We start from the raw sequence: 18578 nt of genomic DNA on the forward strand, positions 1-18578 counted from the left end.
AATCAAAATCCTTCCAGATGGTAGGTATGCAGTTTCCGGTGAAACGTCCGGCGCGGCATCCCAATCTTCTGGGCCGCCAGTGTCCGGTTTCCACCGGTTTCTTTCAAGGCACGGATGATTAATTGTTTCTCGGCTTCTTTCACGGTCAAATTATTCTTTACCAGCAACCGGGCTGGATCACTCGTGGGCGCGGTTTCCGACCGCACCGTACGCGGCAAGTCGCGTGCCGAAATCCGCTCCCCGCGACACATCACCACCGCGCTTTCAATCGTCGCCCGCAACTCGCGCACGTTGCCCGGCCAGCGATGATTCAAAAGCATCCCCATCGCGTCGGTGGTGAAGTCGGCGATGGCCTTGCCGTTTTCTTTGGCGTATTCGCGCAAAAAATTCGTAGCCAACAGGGGAACGTCCTCCATGCGTTCGCGCAACGGCGGCAGATATAACTCCACGATTTTCAAACGGAAATACAAATCCTCGCGGAACGTGCCCGCCTTGACCATCGCCTCCAAATCCTTGTTGGTGGCCGCCATCAACCGCACATCCGCCGTCTGGGTTTTGTTTGAACCGACCCGCTCGAACGTGCGTTCGCCCAGAAAGCGCAGCAGTTTGATTTGCAGCGTGGGATCAATTTCGCCGATCTCATCGAGAAACAGCGTGCCGCCCTGGGCTTGCTCAAAGCGGCCGATGCGCCGCTCGTGCGCCCCGGTGAACGCGCCGCGTTCGTGACCGAACAGTTCGCTCTCGAGCAGCGAAGGCGAGAGCGCCGCGCAATGCACCGAGACCAGCGGTTGTTTGGCGCGCGGACTGAGCTGGTGAATGGCTTTGGCAATCATCTCCTTGCCGGTGCCGCTTTCGCCGAGAATCAGCACCGTGGCCCGCGTGGGGGCCACCTGCTTGACCGTTTCAAACACCTCCAGCATCGCGGTGGATTTGCCGATGATGTTTTCCAGTCCGAACTTGTCATCCAACTGTTGCCGTAACGTGACGTTTTCCGATTCGAGCTTTTGCGCGCGCACCGCGCGGGCAATGCGCATTTCCAACTCGTCAATCTGCATCCGCCCCTTGGCGATGTAATCGTCCGCGCCGCGCTTCATCGCTTCCACAGCCAGTTCCTCCGAACCATAGGCGGTCATTAAAATGCAGACCGGTGGTTTGGCCAGGGACTTGGCCCGCGCAATCAGTTTCATGCCGTCTTCATTCGGCATTTTGAAGTCGGTCAACAACACCTCGAAGTTTTCCGTCTCGAGCAGGTCGAACGCGCTCCTGGCGTCCTCCGCCAGATAAACATCAAAGCGTTCCTCCAACGCGGCGCGCAAGCCTTCGCGCGTCGGCTTTTCGTCATCCACAATCAACAGGGTCGGTTTCATGTCAGTGCGTCAATAGCTCCGAATTCGGGCGGCGCGGGCCGGAGTGGCCCCGAAGTCACGAGGGCTTTCAATGGCGTGTCGTTCATGCTTCCAAAGCGGCGGCCAACAGGCGCGGTTTCTTTTCATGGCGTGGAAACCAGAGTCGGAACGTGGTGCCGTGACCGGCCCGACTATCAAGCTCGAGTCGTCCACCGTGGGCGCGCACGATGCGTTGCACGATCATCAGCCCCAGTCCGGTGCCTTTTTTCTTCGTCGTGTAAAACGGCTCAAAAATCCGGGCCAACTGCTCGGACGGAATGCCGGCGCCGGTGTCGGCAATGCTGACCCAAACCGCGTCGTGACTTTCACCGGTCCGCACGGTCAACGTGCCGCCGCGCGTCATGGCTTGCATGGCGTTCTTGACCAGATTGACGAGCGCCTGTTGGACCTGGGTTGCATCAATGGGCGTGGCCGGCAGTGATTGGGCCGGCTTGATTTTGATGTGGAGACCGCGGTTGTCCAATTCGGGTCGCAACAGTTCGATGGTGCGATCCACCACTTCGTTGAGCGAAACCAGTTTGAGTTGCAACGGCGCGGGGCGGATGGCCTGGAGAAACTGGGTGACGATGTAATCCAACCGGTTGATCTCCCCTTTGCAAACCTCCAGATACTGTTCGAGCCGGCGTACATCCAGTGGGGCCTGGCGCGCTTCGGCTTTGCGCGTAAAGCGCAAGCCGCCCTCCGGTTTGGCTTCGCGACTGCGCTTCAATTCGCGCTCCATCAACTGCAGATGAATGTGCAGGGCGTTGAGTGGATTGCCGATTTCGTGGGCCACGCTCGCGGCCAGCAGGGTCAGGGCCTGCACCCGCTCGCTTTCAATGGCGTCAAACGTTTTTTGCCGCGCCTCGGTTGCGTCGTGCAAAATCAAGGCCACGCCCGAACTGCCCGCCCGCTCGCCATCCAGCGGCGCGGCGTAGAGCCGTAGAAAACGCGGACGCGGATATTCCACCTCAAACTCATGTCGAACAACGTGCGCACCACCCTCCCGATCGAAGCGCGAGACTTTTTCCCAATCCACCTCGGGCAACACCTTGTTCAGCGACTGGCCTTCGGCGCTGGGTTGCAGACCGATCAAGCGGGTCACGGCCTGGTTGAAATAAACGATGCTGCCGTTTTCATCCACCACCAACACGCCATCCTCGATGGTGTTGAACAAGGTTTCCAAGAGCGCGCGTTCGCGAGCCAGCCGCTGGACCACCGTTTGCAGGCCGTCCGTGTCCAACTGCCCGATCCGCCCCAGGACTTTATCGAGGAAACTGGATTTAATCGTCGCCATGAATCAGAACCAGTTGCGCCGTTTCAAATACCAATACGTCGCCAGGGTGGTGAGCGCCGCCAGCGCGAAGACGAACAGGTAACCGTGTTCCCAATGAATTTCGTGCATATCCTTCTGGAAATTCATGCCGTACCAACTGGCGATCAGCGTCGCCGGCGTGGAAAGAATCGTGATGAGCGTCAGCGCCTTCACCACTTCGCCGGTGCGGTTCGACGACATGCTGAGGTAAACCTGCAGAATCCCGGTCAGCGAGTCGGTGTAGCTCTGCGCCAGTTCGGAAATCTGAAACAACCCATCGTAAACATTGCGGTAATACGGCACGAGGTGCGACCGGATCAGTTTGAATTCACCGCGCGCAAACCGGGCCAGCACCTCGCGTTGCGGGCCGATGATCTGACGCAGGTGCATCACTTCTTTTTTGATCTGGATGATTTTGTTCAACGTCTCCACCGAGGGCGATTGCAACGCCTGCTCTTCAAGTTCGGCGATCTCGAGCGAAAGCTCGTCCAGCGCCGGTTTGTAATTTTCCACGATGGAATCCAACAACGTGTACGCCACGCGATCCGGCGCGCGGGCGATGTGCATCGTGGCGTTGATGGCTTGTTCCTCGGTCTGTGTGATGCTCCGCGACGGTCCGTCGTGATACGTGACGAGAAAATTTTTGCCCAGAAAGAAGTTCAACTCGCTCGTGGCAAACACGCCGTCCTTGCGACTGTAATCCACCGCGTGAATCAGCATGAACAGATACGGCGCAAACGCCTCGTCCTCCTTGGGCGAGAACTCCTCCACCTTGGGGGACGGACTGGTCTGCACGCAGTCCTGGATGGAAAGCGGATGGAAATGGAACAGGTCTTCCAGCACAAATTTCTGCTCCTCCTCGGTTGGGTTTTCCAAATCCACCCAGAGAAACAGGTTGGTATCGTTGAGCAGCGTCGGCATGAGAAACATCTCGACATTGCGGGTGTGCAAACGACCCTGAGTGGTGAAGGCAAGTGAGCGAATCATAATCTCATTGGATTAGCCGGACGTGACAGCTTGGCACGAAGCTTAGTCCGTAAATGGAGGGATGCAAGACCCGGTTCGCGCTGAATCGGCACAGCCAAGCCGATGATTCGTTGATGGATGATGAGGAGTGCTCGCCATTCTCACGCTCCAAGTCAAACGGCGAAAAGCAGCGGGGTGATCTGAATCCATCGGCGATCTTTTCAAAAGTCCAACCCCGGCAACCGATAAATTTCCACGTCATCAAACCAGCACACGTCGGCATCGGTTTTCTGATTGTGGACGTTGAGCAGTACCACCAATCGCCCCGTGTCCGGCGGAACGGTGACCACGCCCGTCGTCGTCTGCCAACCGCCTTGATCCGGTGTGAAGATGAAGACGCGGTCAACCGCTTCGTGCGTCCAATCGCCCGCGTCGGTTTGCCAGCGAATCATCAAGTCCGGCGAGGACTCGCCTTGCACCCGGCACTTCGCTTTCACCACAAAGACCTGCCCCGGCGCGGCGGGAACACTCTGCAAAAAGCAGCCGTGCGTCACCTTGCTGACACGACCGGAGCCGCCGCCGATCTGGTTATCCCAGGCAAAAGTGCCGGTTGCCTGCTTTTCGTCCTGCCACGCGTTCCAACCTTCCGGCCGGGTCGCGCCTGAAGCGGGACCGCGATCGAATGCGCCGTTCACCGCCAGATTGGTAGCGGCGTTTCGAGCTTGTAAATTTGCGAGTTCCACTCGCGCCGCCGCTTCGGGATCGCGCACCCAAGCAATCGTGCGCGTGATGCCGGGCAAGACTTCCTCCCACGAACGGCCTTTACCCACCGTGTGCGCCAGCGCTTCCGCGCGCCACGGCTGCTCCTTGGCCAATCCACTCCACCAACGGGATTGCTCACCGTAAATCCAGACGTATTCGTCTGCCGCATCGCGCGCGGCGCTCAGGTTGCGCGCCAACCGCTTGAGTCGCGAGCCGTCCAACGGCGGACGGTAATATTGATTACCCGCTTCATTGACAAACATGTCGAGGTAAAAACCAAAACCGGCCTGCGCCTGTTGTCGGTATTTCGCGCGGTTCTCAGTCGCCACCAGTTTGAGACACGGACCCGACCACGACCGCATGTCGAGCGCGGCGCGTTGATACGCTTCCACGCTGTCCAGGTAGTAACCGTTCTCGCATCCGTCCACGAGGACCATTTCGGGCGGCGCGGCGTCGAGCATGCCGTTGAAAAACGCGGGCAACAAACCGTAATGTTCCCGCGCCAGAACGGACGTCGGATCATCCGCCCGTCCCGCGCGTTGCACCACGCTGTTGAGAAACAAGGTGAGCACCACCGCGTGAGGCATTTCCGCAGCCAGGCTGCGAGTGAATTGCGCGCCGCGTTGCCGGGCGAGCGCGGCAGTTTCAGCAAAGGTCCGTTTCTTGCCGGGGTCAAATTTCCACTGGTTTTCGCCGTAAGGCTCGAAGTCGAGCGCCAACCCTTTCGCGCCGCCTTCGCGGGCGAGCCAGCCGCAGATGCCGATTTTTTCTGCCAGCGCGCTCCAACCTTGATCATCCGCCCAATCAATGAATTTGGGAGTCGCGTTGAAGAGCACAAAATTCTGCGTGTAATTCGTGAACCGGCACGCGCGCAAATCCGCCAACGCTTCCTTGAACCATTCCCGCCGCCACGCGCCCGTCCCCCAGCCGCTTTGCGTGGAGACCATTCGGCCCGCATCGGTCTTGGCCGTAACATAAAAAATGACGCCATCGAACGGCCCTTCGCGTTCCATCTCTGAACCAAATTGCCGCAGAAACGCCGGGTCCGGAATGTCCCAGCCCAACTCAATAAATTTCCGATCTGCAGCCGACGTTGGCAGTGCCATCAACAGACCCAATCCCATCAGCAAAACCGAGGCGATGTGTTTCATGATAAATTTAACCGCCGCGACTCTACCCCGGAACTCGGCGGGCTTGAATCAAATTTGATCAACCGAAGGAAATGCGAATGGAAATATGTTTCGGCGTGATGAAGCATCCGCTCACTGGGCCAGCCAGCTTTTCACCGGACCGCCGTGTTGAATCCAATCTTCGTCAAACACCGCGTGAACTTGGATTAAATCCTGTGTTGGCGGCCTCCTCCAATTTGTTTAGCTTGTTTCCGTGCAAACCGCCACGACCAGTGGAAACGCCCGACCTGCTGACATCCGGATGGGGGAAGTTTCCTGGGAACGGATGATTCGCGCCGTGGAAAAAGTTCGTGAAAGACTTCGCCGCACCGTGGCCGCCCTTGAAGCGGCGGGAGTTCCTTACGCGCTGGCCGGCGGTAATGCCGTGGCCGCATGGGTTTCGCGCGTGGATGAAGCCGCTGTGCGCAATACTCAGGACGTGGACATTCTGCTGCGCCGCTCCGATTTGGCGGCGGCCATCGCCGCAATGGCCAATGCGGGTTTCCACCACCGTCACGTTAAAAGCATTGATATGTTTCTGGACGGTCCGGATGCGAAAGCGCGTGATGCCGTCCACGTTGTCTTTGCCGGCGAAAAGGTGAAGGCCGATTCAGTCGCCGCCGCTCCCGATGTGACGGAATCCGAAGGCACGGAAACTTTCCGGCTGGTAACGCTGGGCGCATTGGTGCGGATGAAACTCACCGCATTCCGGGATAAAGACCGCACGCACCTGCGCGATTTGATCGAAGTTGGACTGGTGGACGCCGGGTGGCTCGAACGTTTAGCGCCGGAATTGGCGGTTCGACTTCAAGAGTTATTGGACAACCCGGAAGGTTGAAAAGCAGCCAAACGATCGCCGGCCCTGCGTGACCACGAAATTCGTCGGCCGGCCCGGCACCGGAGAATTCCGGCGCTGCCCGCCAAGCTGGGCGAGGTGAGTTAAATCAGTCGCTTATGAAAGTCATCCGCTCACTGGGCCAGCCAGCTTTTTACCGGGCCGCCGTGCTGAATCCAATCTTCGTCAAACACCGCGTGATTGATGACCGTGCGTTCGTGCGAGGTGAAGATCAGATGGATTTTTCCATCGCGCGTCTGCGCCGCCACCGGGTAGGCGTAATCGTAAGGCCCTTCAGCCACATTCCGCCGCCAGGGCCAGGATTGATCGCCATCGGCGGAAAGAGCCACCGTCAACGGCGTGCGTTCGTTCATGTTATCATTGAACACCAGCAGCAGCTTGCCGCTGGCCAGCTTGATGAAATCCAACGCGGCATTGGGATTCTTGAATGACGAATTTACGCCCGGACTCCAAGTCCAACCGCCGTCGTGCGATTCCGCGCGGATGGCCCAGCCGTTGGTGGTAGGCTCGTAATCGCCGCCGCGCCGCGCGTACGCCACGAGCTGATCCTTTTGGATTTCCACCGCCACGGGCTGGATGTTGCCCGTCGCCGAGCGGATGCGGCCCGTTTGCTGCCAGACCTTGCGCTTCACGTCATAGTGCAGGAACAGTCCCGCACTGTCGGGCGCGATCACTTCCGTGTCATTGCCTCGCTCTTGATACAGCGGCAGCAGATAATCGCCGCTCGACAAAACAATGGGACGATTGCACACCATCATGCCTTCCTCACTGGCCAACGGAAACGCATCTGACCAAGTCTGGGCGTAGTCGGTGGAGACTTTGGCTTGGACGCGCGAGCTGGACCAGGTGTCGCCGTAGCGCACGACGTAAAACAGCCAGACCAAACCGTCCGGCGCCTGCCAGACCACGCCGTTGCCGAGCGAGCGGAATGGATCGTGGGCAATGCGCACCGGCTGGGTCCACTTGCGGCGGCCGGACTTCAAGCGCGCGCCGAACACGCCCGTGTCGAGCGCGTATTCACCTTCACCGCCGTAATAAACCACGTAGAGATCGCCGTTCGCGAGCGCCTCGATGCGCGCCGGATGTTTGTACGGACCGGTCTTTACTTCCGGCCCAAACAGGCGTTCGATGCACAACTCGCCGGCAACGCCGGACGTGAGCGAGATCAGCATTAATCCCAGCAGCAGGCTCAGTGCGAATCGAAGTCGAAATTGCGCGCGGCAAATCGGGAAATGAAAGGATCGGTTCATGTGGGGCGAAATCATGCCGGGCGACCGCGGGCAAGCCAAGCCAATCTGATCGCCGAACGCAGATCAACCACAAGCTAACGCGCCGGCGAGGCGTTTGACTGAACGCGCAGCCGCTCGTTGGCTTGTTGGATTGCGTCCAACTGCCAGCCGCGCCCGTTGGTCGCGGTGACATTCCAATCCTTGGCCTGATAATCGAAATCAAACACCCAGAGCGCGCTCAAGGGAATTTGATTGATTTCAATGGCGGAAAGAATCGCGGCGAAATCGGTGCGGGCCGTGGGAGTGTCATTACCCGGCACGCCGAACTCGCCCACGAACAACGGCTTTTGTTCCGCGCGCGCCACCGCCACCGCTTGAGCGAGTCGGCCCAGGTCGTTGGTCAGATCGTAGGCGCGGACGGAAAGCGAGTTGATGGGCGAAGGATTATCCGCCGCGAGCATTACCGCGAATTGTTCCGGGGTATCGTTCCGCCAACTGCGTTCCTGTTTTTGGTGCCAGGCCGAGGGACGGGGAAAAGCGTTGCCACTGATAATCAACCGATGCGGATCGTATTTTCGTACCTCATTGGCGAACGCGCGGAAGGCGATCCGGATATCGTCATGCGTCACTTCGTCTTCCGCAGTGCGTTGCGCGGGCGTGCCCAGGTGCGGGGCCACTGGCGGGCGATGCGTGGCGGCGTTGGGCAGATCCGCGGCCAGATTATATTCGTTGCCAAATTCCCAGGCCCAGATGGCTGGCGATTTTACGTAGCGCGTCACCAGTTCGCGGGTGTAATCGCGCATGAACGCAATGGTGCGACTGTTCGTATCGCCCCAGCGCGTACAAGGTTCGTCCATCAGGTCCGGCACGGCGCTCAAGTTCCAGAACAACGACGGAATCAAGCCGATCCCCTGCCGTTCGGCGCTCTGCACCACCGCGTCCAATTGCGTGAAGTACTGCGCGCGGTTGGTTTGATAAAGTTGCCAGTTGACGGGCCAGTAACCACCGGCAGAAAAGCGGACGAACGGAATCTGCCGCGCGGCCAGTTCGCGAAAGCCCGCGTCGTAGTTCGTTCGCGGCGCGCGTTCCAAGGTACGCACGAACGCATCGTAATAATTCACGCCCATGCCGCGAAACGGCACGCCTTGCCACCGCAACTCGCCGTGTTCATTGACGGATAAACCCGGTTCCGCGGAGAAGCTCAATTGACCGGTAGCCACTAAAAGTCCGGCCACCAGCAACCAGCTTCCGCATCCGCTGCTTGATTTAATCTGGGAAAGAAAATGACGCATAAAGCTCAAGGCAGCGTAACCGGCGCTGGGCCAAAGGCGCAACGCGGTTGCAGCGGTGGCGGCAAAATGAATCCGACGCCGGTTCATGACAGTTCGATGTCAATTTGGTTTTTTGCGCCCGGTCGCCACTGAACTTCCTTCGTGATCGTGCGGTCGTCCGGTGTTTTGACGGTGATCCGGTGGGTGCCGTGAAAGGCTCGCACCGACATGGCGCCCGCCGCATCCGAACGGCCTTCAAGCTTGCTCCACCATTGTTCGCGGATGAGCGTTTTCAGGCGCTCGTAAACCGGTTTGGGCGACATATCGCGCCGCAACCAACCGGCTGGAGCGCGCTGCCAGGCGCCGCGATCAGAAAAGTCCCACCAGGTAATCGCTTCCACCGCCGGATGCGCAAAAAGCGCCGTGTAAAGATTCGCCGTTTGCTCCGCCTGACGTGCCTCGCCTTCCGCCGTGGTGTCGCCCCAATTTTCACCCGGCCCCAACCGCGGACCACTCAAGATGGTGGTTTCCGTAAAATGCAGCGGTCGCCCCAGTTCCGCGTAGGCATCGCCAACCCTCCAGACGGTGGACAACGGCCAGACCCGGTCGTGCATGTGCGTCTGCAAACCCACGACGTCGAAGAGCGATTTCGATTCGTCCGACACGCTTCGCAGCAACTTCAGGTAGGGAGCGTCATGGCGATAATCATTTACCAGCAACGTTGCGGTCGGATGGGCCGCGCGCGCCACGCGCAAATGTTTGGTCACGTATTCCACCGGACCGAGGCGTTTGGCCCAACGCGCCATTCGCGTCTGGTTGGCGCCTTCGGGAATATGCGTGGCTTCGTTGACCACGTCCCACACGTCAATGCGCCCTTGGTAACGGGCAATAATCTCACGGACCCGCGCGGTCGAGAGCGCTTCCAGCTCGGCGTCACTTTCCGGCAGCCAATCGGGTGAACCGGCGGGATGATCCCAGACCAGCGGATGCCCCTTGCAGGTAATGCCCTGTTCCCGACACCACGCGACGACGCGATCGGTGTATTCGTAATTCGGCTGGCCGCGTTTCGCTTCGTAATTCGCCCAATAGAAACCCAGCGTGGCAAAATTGAACACGGTGGCGAATCGGCGGCGGTATTGAGCTTCCAGGTCCGGATCACCAACGTGATCCAGCATGAACGCATTGCTCCCAAACCGAAAATCGTGGCGCAGTTGTTCGAGACGGATGGGCGCGCCAACCACCGGTCGTCCCTGCGAATCGCGCAATCGGATTTGCCCCGCGCTCTGGCGGTACTGCTCGATGCGAGCCGGGCATTGGGAAAGAATCTCTTCGTCCGTCGGCTGATCTTTGCCGACTTTCGCCGCTCCGATTCCCGGAGCGAACGCCAGCGTGGCCGCAGCGGTGGTTTTCAGAAAGTCGCGGCGGTTCAGATGCATAATGCAGATTATTTTTCCAACCGGATGAAGGCCAGTTCCACCTGGACATTGGACCGGGTGCCGGGATCAAACCGCAGCCGGGTGATGTGGTCGCGCCAGCGCTGGTTCTGGCCGACGGGGATCCGGTACTCGTGCCATTGACCGTCGCCGCGAACGGCGAAGCGTTCGCTGCTGCTTTCCGTTTCCGCCAGTCGCGTGGTGCTCCAGAAAATTTGGGCCATGTCGGTGAAGGATTGGCCATCGGGGCGACGTAACCGCAGGCGCACGACCACGGTGCTGAAATCGGCGGCTTTGGCCTGCGTGGCCGGACCAAAAAAAGCGGGATCATTCCCCGTCGTCCGCGCGCGCAAGTAACCATCCGCAACTTTTACCTCCGTCAAGTGCATCGTGTTGTTCCAACCCTGATCGTCACGCGTAAATTCCCAGGCGGTTCGCGACGGTTCAGGCGGAGGGATGTCGTAAGGGCCAAGGCCGACATCGGCGGGCGTGAGATCCGTATGCGACCCGGATGCCGTGGTGAAGACACTGCGGATGGCATCCAGATAGCCGAAACCAAATTCCGCCTGCGGTTCGATGTAAGAACCTTCGCCCCATTCGTTCCAGGCCTCGATCAACGCGGCGGGCGCGAGCCGGGGCTGGGACGGCTGCAATTCGATGACGGCTTTCGCGTCGCGCAGGTGTTGCTGAAATAATTGCGGAGTACGATCGAAGCGCACGAGATTGTTCTCCCCATGCCACGGACGGCTATCCCATCCACCGCTGATCGGCAGTGGCGTCAGCGGCACCGGACTTTCAGCCAGCAGATGTTCCCATTGGCGGCGATAAGCCGGGACCAGCTCGGCATACGGTGCGAATTTGCCTTCCCCGGTCATGCCCAGATGCGGCCAGTTGTACGCGGTGACCGCGTCGTAACCCTCCTCCGCCGCGCGGCGTGCGCCGCCCACGTCGCCCACGCAAGCGATCAGGTAAAGCCCTTTCAATCCGGCGCGCTGACATTCCTCACGCATCGCGGTGAAAGCGCGTTTCACGCCGGCGCTGCCCAGATCGGCGGTCAAACGGTCCGTGCTGAAAATGATGACGACCGGTCTGCCATCGAAGGTCAGGTGTTCGGGACGGCGGAAATAATTTTCAATCCAGTAATGCGTGACGGCGCGGCAATCCTCCAGCGAAGAAGTCTGCGGCGGATTGTGATTGGCCCAGAGCAAACAGAATTTCAGGAGGCGCCGGTAGCGCGCCTTGAAATAGCCATCGTGCAAGGCGTGTTCGAGGAAGCGCGCGCCTTGCGACCAATACCAGTCGTAGGCGAAAAACGTGATGCCGTGTTCAACCGCCCATTTGATGTGCCAATCGGCAATTTCCGGATCGCCCTCGCGATACCAGCCCAGCACGGGGCGGCGCTCGGGGAAACGCTGAATCGGCTGCCATTGGCTGGCCGTGTTCCAACCGGGAAAATAATAAACGCCCACTTCGATCGGGCCGCGCACGGGTTGAGGCTCGGGCACGTAACCGGTCGCCGTCACCGTCGGACGCGGAGTGAAATTGACGCGGGCTTGTCCGCGAGCGGCGTCGGCATCCGGAGCGCTCAAGGTGAGCTGACAAATATTGCTGAGCGGGCGATTGGCCTCGACGCGCCAGAGCAACGCCGTCTCGGTACCGGGCGCGAGCGGTTGGTTGAGCGATTGGAGATTTGCGGGTTCAAGCAATTTAAGGCCGTCGGGAAGCTGAAGATCGGCGCGGATTTTCGACGCCGATGCCCCGCCGGTATTGACCACCACCGCGCGCAACGTGGCGGGCCGGCCGACGCGCGGCAACGCTTCGTCCAGCGCGAAGGAAGTCAGTTCGAGTTGCGCCGGACCTTGCGGCGCATCGGAGACTTTCAGCCAGCGCAATTGGACGGTGGCGTTCGCCGCGTCGCTGGGACGCAAACCAATCGCGCTGACCCGCCCGCGCCAGTTGGCCGCGGAAAGCAGATCGAGATTGTAGGTGTGCTCACGTCCGTCAACCTTGAGTGGAAACGAAAAACTGTGCAGACCCGGTTTGTAATCGCTGGCAAAAAACAGCGTGGCGCGTTCACCGCGATCCACCGCCAGGCGCAGTGACACGTAGGATTGATTGGTCGTGTCAATTTGCACCGGTGGACCGAGCAGCAGGCCGTTGGAGGGCATCTTGAACTCGCCGTCTTTCCATGTCGGCGGGGCGGATGAATCCAACGTCTCCAGCCACTGCCAGCCGACCGTGTCCTGGCGGAAATCGAAATCCGCGGTGGCGCTTGGCGTCGCGGGGGTTAAATCAAGCACCCGGAGGGAAGCCAGTTCGAAGCGCGCGCCGTCATACACATCAAAGCGCAACCGCACGATGCGCCCATCGGCCTGCCAGCACGGTAACACCCGATACGTATGCCAATCACTGTCGCCGCGGACATTGAAACGCAGGGCTTTTTCTTGAGTGAATCCGCCGTAGCGCCCGGTGGAAGTGTTGGCCCAGAACAATTCCGCCGTGCCGTCCTGATCGGCTTGCAACCGGATCTCCACCGCCTGAAACGCCGACGCCGGAAAGTTGAGCAGCGGCTGCAATTCCAAAATCGGGTCCGTCCCGACGGCGCGACAATGCAGCGCGCCGCCCGTGATGACGACATCGGTCAAATCGCTGTTGGGCCGCCACCCTTGCAGGTCGTCGGGCCGATTAAAATTCCATTCGACCACGGTTTTCGCGCGCAGCGTTACGACGGCAAACAACGCCAGCGCGATTATTGTCAGCCAATGAATTCTGAAACGTCGCATCGCTGTAGTTTAGTCACAACTCCGGGCAATGCGGGAAATGATTTTTGCATCAGCAGCAAAAACGAGACAATCGGGGCCTCCACATTCCTCGCCACGAAACGAAAGCGGAGCGGCGCAACCGCCACGACCGCCATCAGGCGATTTGGGGAAGCGCTCACCTTTCCAAACTCTGAAGTAATTGTCGGGCGGCGGCAAAATCCGGGCGCAGCTCCAGTGCGCGGGCGGCGGCGGTGCGAGCTTCCTCCTCGCGGCCCAATCGCGCAAGAACCGTGGCGCGAGCGTAAGGAATCTCGGCGGAATGTGGGCTTAATGTTTCCGCGCGCCAAAGCGCCGTGAGCGCGTCGTCCAGATGGTTTTGCGCGGCATCGGCGAGACCAAGATTATACCAGGCCCGCGCAAATTGTGGATTGAGTTTCACCGTAGCGGCCAGCGCTTCCCGCGCCGCCGCGAGTTGACCGTTCTCGTTCAAGGCCAGCGCCAGTTGATAACGGTATTCCGCATTGGTTGGCGCGAGGTGACAGGCCGCTTCAAGGGCTTTAACTGCTTCCGTCGTTTGATTGGCTGTGCTCAACGCCAGACCCAGCGCTTGATGCAATGGTGCGGAATTGGTGTCCCAACTGACCGCGCGTCGGAAGTAATCCACGGCGGCAGCGACGTGGCCACGGTCCAGATGAAATACTCCGAACTGCATCGCGCCAACCGGTTGATCCGCGTTGAAGTTCAATTGGGTCAGCAAATCCTGTCCCGCCAGCGAGTTGGTGTCGAGCGTGCGGCGTAACGCCCAGGCGGCTTCCGTCCGCACCCAACGCACCGGATCGGTGAGGCGTTCACTCAATGCGTTAAAAACGGTTCGGTCGCCCGTGGCCACCAATGGTTCCAAACCGCGCACGCTCATCGCGCGCAACAGTTCGTTGGTGTGCGTGAGGGCAGTCAACAACGCTTGCTGCGCTTCCAGTTGATCGGGCCATGATTTCAACAGGTTCGCCGCGACCGCCTGCCAAAACGCGTTGGTCTCCGTGCGCAGGGTTTTCACCAGTTCCGGCACGGCGCTGACCGCGCCCGCTCGCGCCTGCGCGATGGCAGTGGTCCGCGCCCGAGTCGGCGAATTCGCTCGCGGGCCGTACCACTGGATGATCGCCGTCAACGCCCAATCCGCGCTCTGATTGGCGTGACAACGATTGCAGGCGTTCGGAATGCCCAGCTCCTGCGTGAGTCGTGGATCGGGAATGGTGAACCCGTGATCGTGGCGCGGATGCCGTTGCATGTAGGTCGTGACCGGCATGTGACACTGCACACACTCCGTGCCGTTACCCATGCGGGCGGCGGCTTCGTGTTTCGCAGCGGGCGTGGCGGTGGCGAAATGAAAACTGTGTTTTTGCGGATCAATGGTGGGCGCGCCGTTGGCTGGTGGATTGCCGTGGCAACTCAGGCACATTTGATTGCCTGGTAATCGCAACTGGCTCGTGTGCGGATCGTGACAATCCAGACAGCGCACTCCGGCCGCGTGCATGCGGCTGCCCAGAAACGCGGTGAACTCGTAGTCCTCATCGCGCACTTGTCCATCGGGATAAAACACGTCGGTCTCATCCGGAAGGGTGAGTTGATAATGATCGTAGAAATTATCGCCCGGCTGAAATTCACCGGTCAACTCACCCCGCCGAGAATGACACTGGGCACAGGTGAAAAACGCTTGCTCCCGCGTGAAACGGCGGATGGTGGGGTCGCCGGTTTGTCGCGGGTGCTGGGTCTGCCAGGCGTTGTGCTCGGCCATCGGTCCATGACAGGCTTCGCAACTGACGCCGCGCTCGGCCATGGTCGTGCGGTAACTGTCGGTGACCGCATCGTAGTTGCGCCGCACGCGGGTGTTGTGGCAAGCCGCGCACATGCTGTTCCAGTTCATGCCGCGCCCGGTCCAATGCCCCCATTCGCCGGGCTGACGGTTCTCATCGCCAAAGACGTCAAACCACTCCTGCCGGTGTGGATCATAGGCCAGTTCCGAGGCTTGGTAGCGTCCGTTGGTGGTTGGGATCAAATACTGCCGCAGCGGCGCCACGCCCAACACGCGTTCCGGGATGAAGGGATGCAACCGGTTATCCTGACCCAGCGTGACGATTTGGAAAAATTGGTTGGTCGCCCGCAACTCCGAGGTTTGGCCACCGTGCCGCAACTGGCGCGATGGTGCAAAGGCATCGCCGTCCAGGTCAGCGAGGACCAATCGTTCCGCCTGGGCGTGATGCGATTTTTCCCACTGCGCATAAATTTCCTCGTGACAGGAGCGGCACGACGCCGACGTGCCGTAACGGGCGTATAATTCGGCATCTGGAACGCGATCAAGCGACGTTGGTGTTTTTCCCGAGCGCCGGTTTGCGGTAGTGGAATTGGCCAGCCAGGCAATGACGGCGCCGAACAGGAGTGCCAAGCCCACGGCGATCAAGAGGACCGCTCGCGTTCTAGCCGGTGGCTTGGAGTTCTGCTTGTTCACGCCCGCCGCGGGTTTACGAATTGTCCGGCGTTGAAACCATCCCGGTCATTCCTCCCGTCCTACTTCGTGAACCCGGATGTAAGGACGCAAGAACAAGAGGCCCAACGGACAAAGCGTGGCCACCAACGCGAAGAACAACCACATGGTCGCGGAATGACGCGCGCCCACTTCGGGACAATACTTGGCGAGCAGCGGGCCGGATGAAATGGTGGCGATGACTTTGCCCAGGAGCAGCGGAATGTACGAGAGCGCCGAGTACGAAGCTTCCTGTCCCTTGGGCGCAATAGCCGCCGCGTATTCATAAACGCGCGGCGAATAAAACGCTTCCCCCACGGAAAACACCGCAATGTAGAGCGCGATCATGACGTAATACGGATGAATGTTTCCCGCCAGGTTCAGATACCAATGCCCCACCAGATGGCCCGCCCAACCATCCGCGGCGGCTTGAAACCAGACCGTTGGCAACGCCATCACAAAGACCGATCCGGCGGTGATGGCGCCGCCGATCATCGTCATGCCGTAGGCCGGAAAGCGTTGCGTCAACGCGCCGATAAACGGCACGAGCATGATCACCATCCAACTGTTGATGTTCCACAGCGTGCCCACTTTTGCGCCTTCGCCCAACTCGCGAATGCCAAACGTGGGAAAGACATAATACATCACCATCAGGATGGATTTCAGACAGGCGATCAGCGCCAGGAAGCAGAGCAAACGATAAAAACTGCGTTGCTTGAACAATCCCGCAAACAAATCCGCCGTGTCCCGCGCGGCCTTGGCCACGGTCGCCCACAAGGCCGTGACCACATTGCCCGACCGCGCCGCGTGGGTCGGCGGATGGATTTGCACCCCCGTGTCCGTGACTTCCACGCCGGGTCGCATCCACCACACGAGCGGTACCAAAGCCAGTTCAATGATCCAACTGACGGCGAACAGCGCGCGATACGTGCTGATCGTCGTGCCGAACAGCGGCAGGCTGAACTGTCCGTGTTCACCCAGTGATTGGCGCACGTAATCGAACAGCAGCCCCGTCACCAGAAAACCCACGTTCATCGCCATGTACACCATCGAGAATGAAATTGAACGCTGCTTGGTCGTGGAATACTTGCGCACCGCCGCCACCAATACTGGCGTGCCCAACGCTTCACCGACGGCGAGTGGAAACAACCCGCCGATCAAGGCGATCCATTGGTTCGTCGTGAACACCATGACCAGCCGCGCCACCAGACAAACCCAGACCCCGAGGAAAAAAGTTTTGCGCAACCCCAACGCATCGGTCAGCGAACCGACCAGCAACGTGACGCCCGTCATCGTCAGCGACCACGCCAACACCAGCGCCAGCGCCTGCTCATCGGAAAAGCCGAATTCGGACGAAAGCCACAGCTTGATGGTCAGGTTGGTGACCGCATAAGCCGCCACGCTGAGGAACTTGATGACGAAGGTCAGCCACAACTCCCGCGCCGCGCCGTTGAGCACGAGAAATTTCCCGATGAACCCCTCGGATGCCCGCGTTGCTTCAGCCATAAATGAGTCTGGCGATCATTTTTGAAGTCTGCATCAGAACGAATTTTAACCGTCAGGTAAAGCGCGAACCATCCGGAAGCGGAAAAAGTTTTGAGTTTTCCCGCATCCGCTGACACGTTGATTCGGATTGGTACGATGAAACTCAAGTTCAGTTGGCGGCTCTTAACAACCCTGTTCGCCCTGTCAGTGACCCTGGCCGGATGCGCGACGAAAACCACTTCAGAAAATATCAGCGCGGCGGACCAGTTCGCCCTCGTACTGCCAGTGTTGCGGCAACAATACGCGCCGGACCCCCACCTCGCGCGCTTTGACATTACCGCCACCAGCCAAGGTCGGGAATTGATTCTCACCGGTGAAACGGACAGCGTCGCCACCAAAGCCGCCACGTTGCAGGCCGCCCGCCAAACCGGCGCGACGGTGGTGGATCAAATCCGCGTTTTACCGGCGGCGGAATTGGGCGACACCAACTGGGGCATCGTCACCCTCAGCGTGGCCAACGGTCGCGAACAACCGGAAAACAAGGCCGAACTCGGCACGCAAATGTTGCTCGGGGAAATCGTCCGCGTGCTGAAACGGGATCATTACTGGCTGCTGGTGCAGACGCACGACCGGTATCTCTCGTGGGTGAGCGCGGATTCGCTCCAGCTTTGCACCGAACCGGAAGCGCAAGCCTGGGAACGCGCGCCGTTGCTGATCTACACCCAATTCGACGGCATCATCCGCGAGGCGCCCGAAGCGGAGTCGCCGATCCTCGCGGACCTGGTACTCGGCAACCGGGTGCGCCGAGTTGGGGCCACGGGGTCGCAATACAAAGTGGCCTTGCCGGACGGCCGCACCGGTTATCTGGCGCAATCGGACGTGACGGATTTTTCCACCTGGAAACAAACGCGTCGGCCCACGGCGGAAAACATCGAACGCACCGCGCGCCAGTTCATGGGCCGTCCGTATCTGTGGGGCGCCGGCACCCCGCGCGGGATGGACTGCTCCGGACTCACCAAGCTCACGTTCTTTTTGAACGGCATTGAATTGAATCGCAACGCCAGCCAGCAGGCGCGAATGGGTACCGCCGTGCCGTTGAATCCCGAACTGAGCCATCTGCGCAAAGGTGATCTGCTCTTTTTTACGTTCGACCGTACCCGTGGCGTCGACGCGCGCATCACGCACACCGGAATTTATCTGGGCAACAAACTGTTCATCCAAGCTTCCGGCCGGGTGCGCATCAGCAGCCTGGATTCGAACTCGCCCATTGCCGATCAGAACCGCATTCGCGGTCTTGTCGCCGCCCGTCGCCTCCTGCCGGAAAATTGACGGTGCGCCTTGATGATGTTCACGGGCGACGGCGCTCGCCGTAACCGTCAACATCGCGCCCGCCCACCCGCTCGGCGTCGGTCTGGAAATAATTCATC

The 18578-nt window shown here is 59.8% G+C and carries 12 protein-coding genes; 2 read left to right on the top strand and 10 right to left on the bottom strand.

Annotation, left to right across the window (positions count from 1 at the left end; genetic code table 11):
* Positions 1 to 2: 2 nt before the first annotated feature.
* The 4 genes from M9920_09515 to M9920_09530 form a co-directional block, all read right to left on the bottom strand.
* Positions 3 to 1367 (bottom strand): sigma-54 dependent transcriptional regulator, encoded by a 1365-nt coding sequence (locus M9920_09515; protein ID MCO5052529.1) that lies wholly within the window; start codon positions 1365 to 1367, stop codon positions 3 to 5.
* Between the two features lie 82 nt (positions 1368 to 1449).
* On the bottom strand, positions 1450 to 2682 hold the full coding sequence (locus M9920_09520) for an ATP-binding protein (GenBank protein MCO5052530.1): 1233 nt from the start codon (positions 2680 to 2682) through the stop codon (positions 1450 to 1452).
* A gap of 3 nt (positions 2683 to 2685) precedes the next feature.
* A complete protein-coding gene (gene corA / locus M9920_09525; protein ID MCO5052531.1) occupies positions 2686 to 3687 on the bottom strand; it encodes a magnesium/cobalt transporter CorA in 1002 nt (333 codons plus the stop codon).
* A 200-nt stretch (positions 3688 to 3887) separates the two neighbouring features.
* Positions 3888 to 5579, bottom strand: coding sequence for a hypothetical protein (locus M9920_09530; GenBank protein MCO5052532.1), 1692 nt, complete (start codon positions 5577 to 5579; stop codon positions 3888 to 3890).
* A gap of 232 nt (positions 5580 to 5811) precedes the next feature.
* Between M9920_09530 and M9920_09535 the strand changes: the two genes are divergently transcribed.
* Positions 5812 to 6435, top strand: coding sequence for a hypothetical protein (locus M9920_09535; protein ID MCO5052533.1), 624 nt, complete (start codon positions 5812 to 5814; stop codon positions 6433 to 6435).
* A 131-nt stretch (positions 6436 to 6566) separates the two neighbouring features.
* Here M9920_09535 and M9920_09540 read toward each other — a convergent pair whose 3' ends face one another.
* From M9920_09540 to M9920_09565, 6 genes are all read right to left on the bottom strand, one after another.
* Positions 6567 to 7703 carry an exo-alpha-sialidase gene (locus M9920_09540; GenBank protein MCO5052534.1) on the bottom strand — a complete coding sequence of 379 codons (1137 nt, stop codon included), beginning with the start codon at positions 7701 to 7703 and terminating at the stop codon, positions 6567 to 6569.
* A gap of 74 nt (positions 7704 to 7777) precedes the next feature.
* Complete coding sequence (locus M9920_09545; GenBank protein MCO5052535.1) at positions 7778 to 9061, bottom strand: glycoside hydrolase family 5 protein; 1284 nt, start codon at positions 9059 to 9061, stop codon at positions 7778 to 7780.
* Positions 9058 to 10389: an endo-1,4-beta-xylanase gene (locus tag M9920_09550; GenBank protein ID MCO5052536.1), complete on the bottom strand. Its 1332-nt coding sequence runs from the start codon at positions 10387 to 10389 to the stop codon at positions 9058 to 9060. Before M9920_09550 ends, M9920_09545 begins: the two co-directional genes overlap by 4 nt.
* Positions 10390 to 10397: 8 nt before the next feature.
* A complete protein-coding gene (locus tag M9920_09555) occupies positions 10398 to 13169 on the bottom strand; it encodes a glycoside hydrolase family 99-like domain-containing protein (protein MCO5052537.1) in 2772 nt (923 codons plus the stop codon).
* A 154-nt stretch (positions 13170 to 13323) separates the two neighbouring features.
* Entirely contained in the window at positions 13324 to 15651 is a 2328-nt protein-coding gene (locus M9920_09560; protein MCO5052538.1) for a HEAT repeat domain-containing protein, read from the bottom strand.
* Positions 15652 to 15696: 45 nt separating this feature from the next.
* Entirely contained in the window at positions 15697 to 17172 is a 1476-nt protein-coding gene (locus tag M9920_09565) for an MFS transporter (protein MCO5052539.1), read from the bottom strand.
* 90 nt (positions 17173 to 17262) lie between these two features.
* On the opposite strand from M9920_09565, the gene M9920_09570 reads away from it, so the two are divergent.
* Positions 17263 to 18480 (top strand): NlpC/P60 family protein, encoded by a 1218-nt coding sequence (locus tag M9920_09570; protein MCO5052540.1) that lies wholly within the window; start codon positions 17263 to 17265, stop codon positions 18478 to 18480.
* Positions 18481 to 18578 lie beyond the last annotated feature (98 nt).

Source organism: Verrucomicrobiia bacterium (assembly GCA_023953615.1).
In the GTDB taxonomy this organism is placed as follows: domain Bacteria; phylum Verrucomicrobiota; class Verrucomicrobiia; order Limisphaerales; family JADLHS01; genus JADLHS01.

Bases quoted from the DNA above. Each gene is read 5' to 3' on its own strand.
- M9920_09515 (MCO5052529.1), bottom strand. From the start codon at position 1,367: ATGAAACCGACCCTGTTGATTGTGGATGACGAAAAGCCGACGCGCGAA.
- M9920_09520 (MCO5052530.1), bottom strand. From the start codon at position 2,682: ATGGCGACGATTAAATCCAGTTTCCTCGATAAAGTCCTGGGGCGGATC.
- corA (MCO5052531.1), bottom strand. From the start codon at position 3,687: ATGATTCGCTCACTTGCCTTCACCACTCAGGGTCGTTTGCACACCCGC.
- M9920_09530 (MCO5052532.1), bottom strand. From the start codon at position 5,579: ATGAAACACATCGCCTCGGTTTTGCTGATGGGATTGGGTCTGTTGATG.
- M9920_09540 (MCO5052534.1), bottom strand. From the start codon at position 7,703: ATGAACCGATCCTTTCATTTCCCGATTTGCCGCGCGCAATTTCGACTT.
- M9920_09545 (MCO5052535.1), bottom strand. From the start codon at position 9,061: ATGAACCGGCGTCGGATTCATTTTGCCGCCACCGCTGCAACCGCGTTG.
- M9920_09550 (MCO5052536.1), bottom strand. From the start codon at position 10,389: ATGCATCTGAACCGCCGCGACTTTCTGAAAACCACCGCTGCGGCCACG.
- M9920_09555 (MCO5052537.1), bottom strand. From the start codon at position 13,169: ATGCGACGTTTCAGAATTCATTGGCTGACAATAATCGCGCTGGCGTTG.
- M9920_09565 (MCO5052539.1), bottom strand. From the start codon at position 17,172: ATGGCTGAAGCAACGCGGGCATCCGAGGGGTTCATCGGGAAATTTCTC.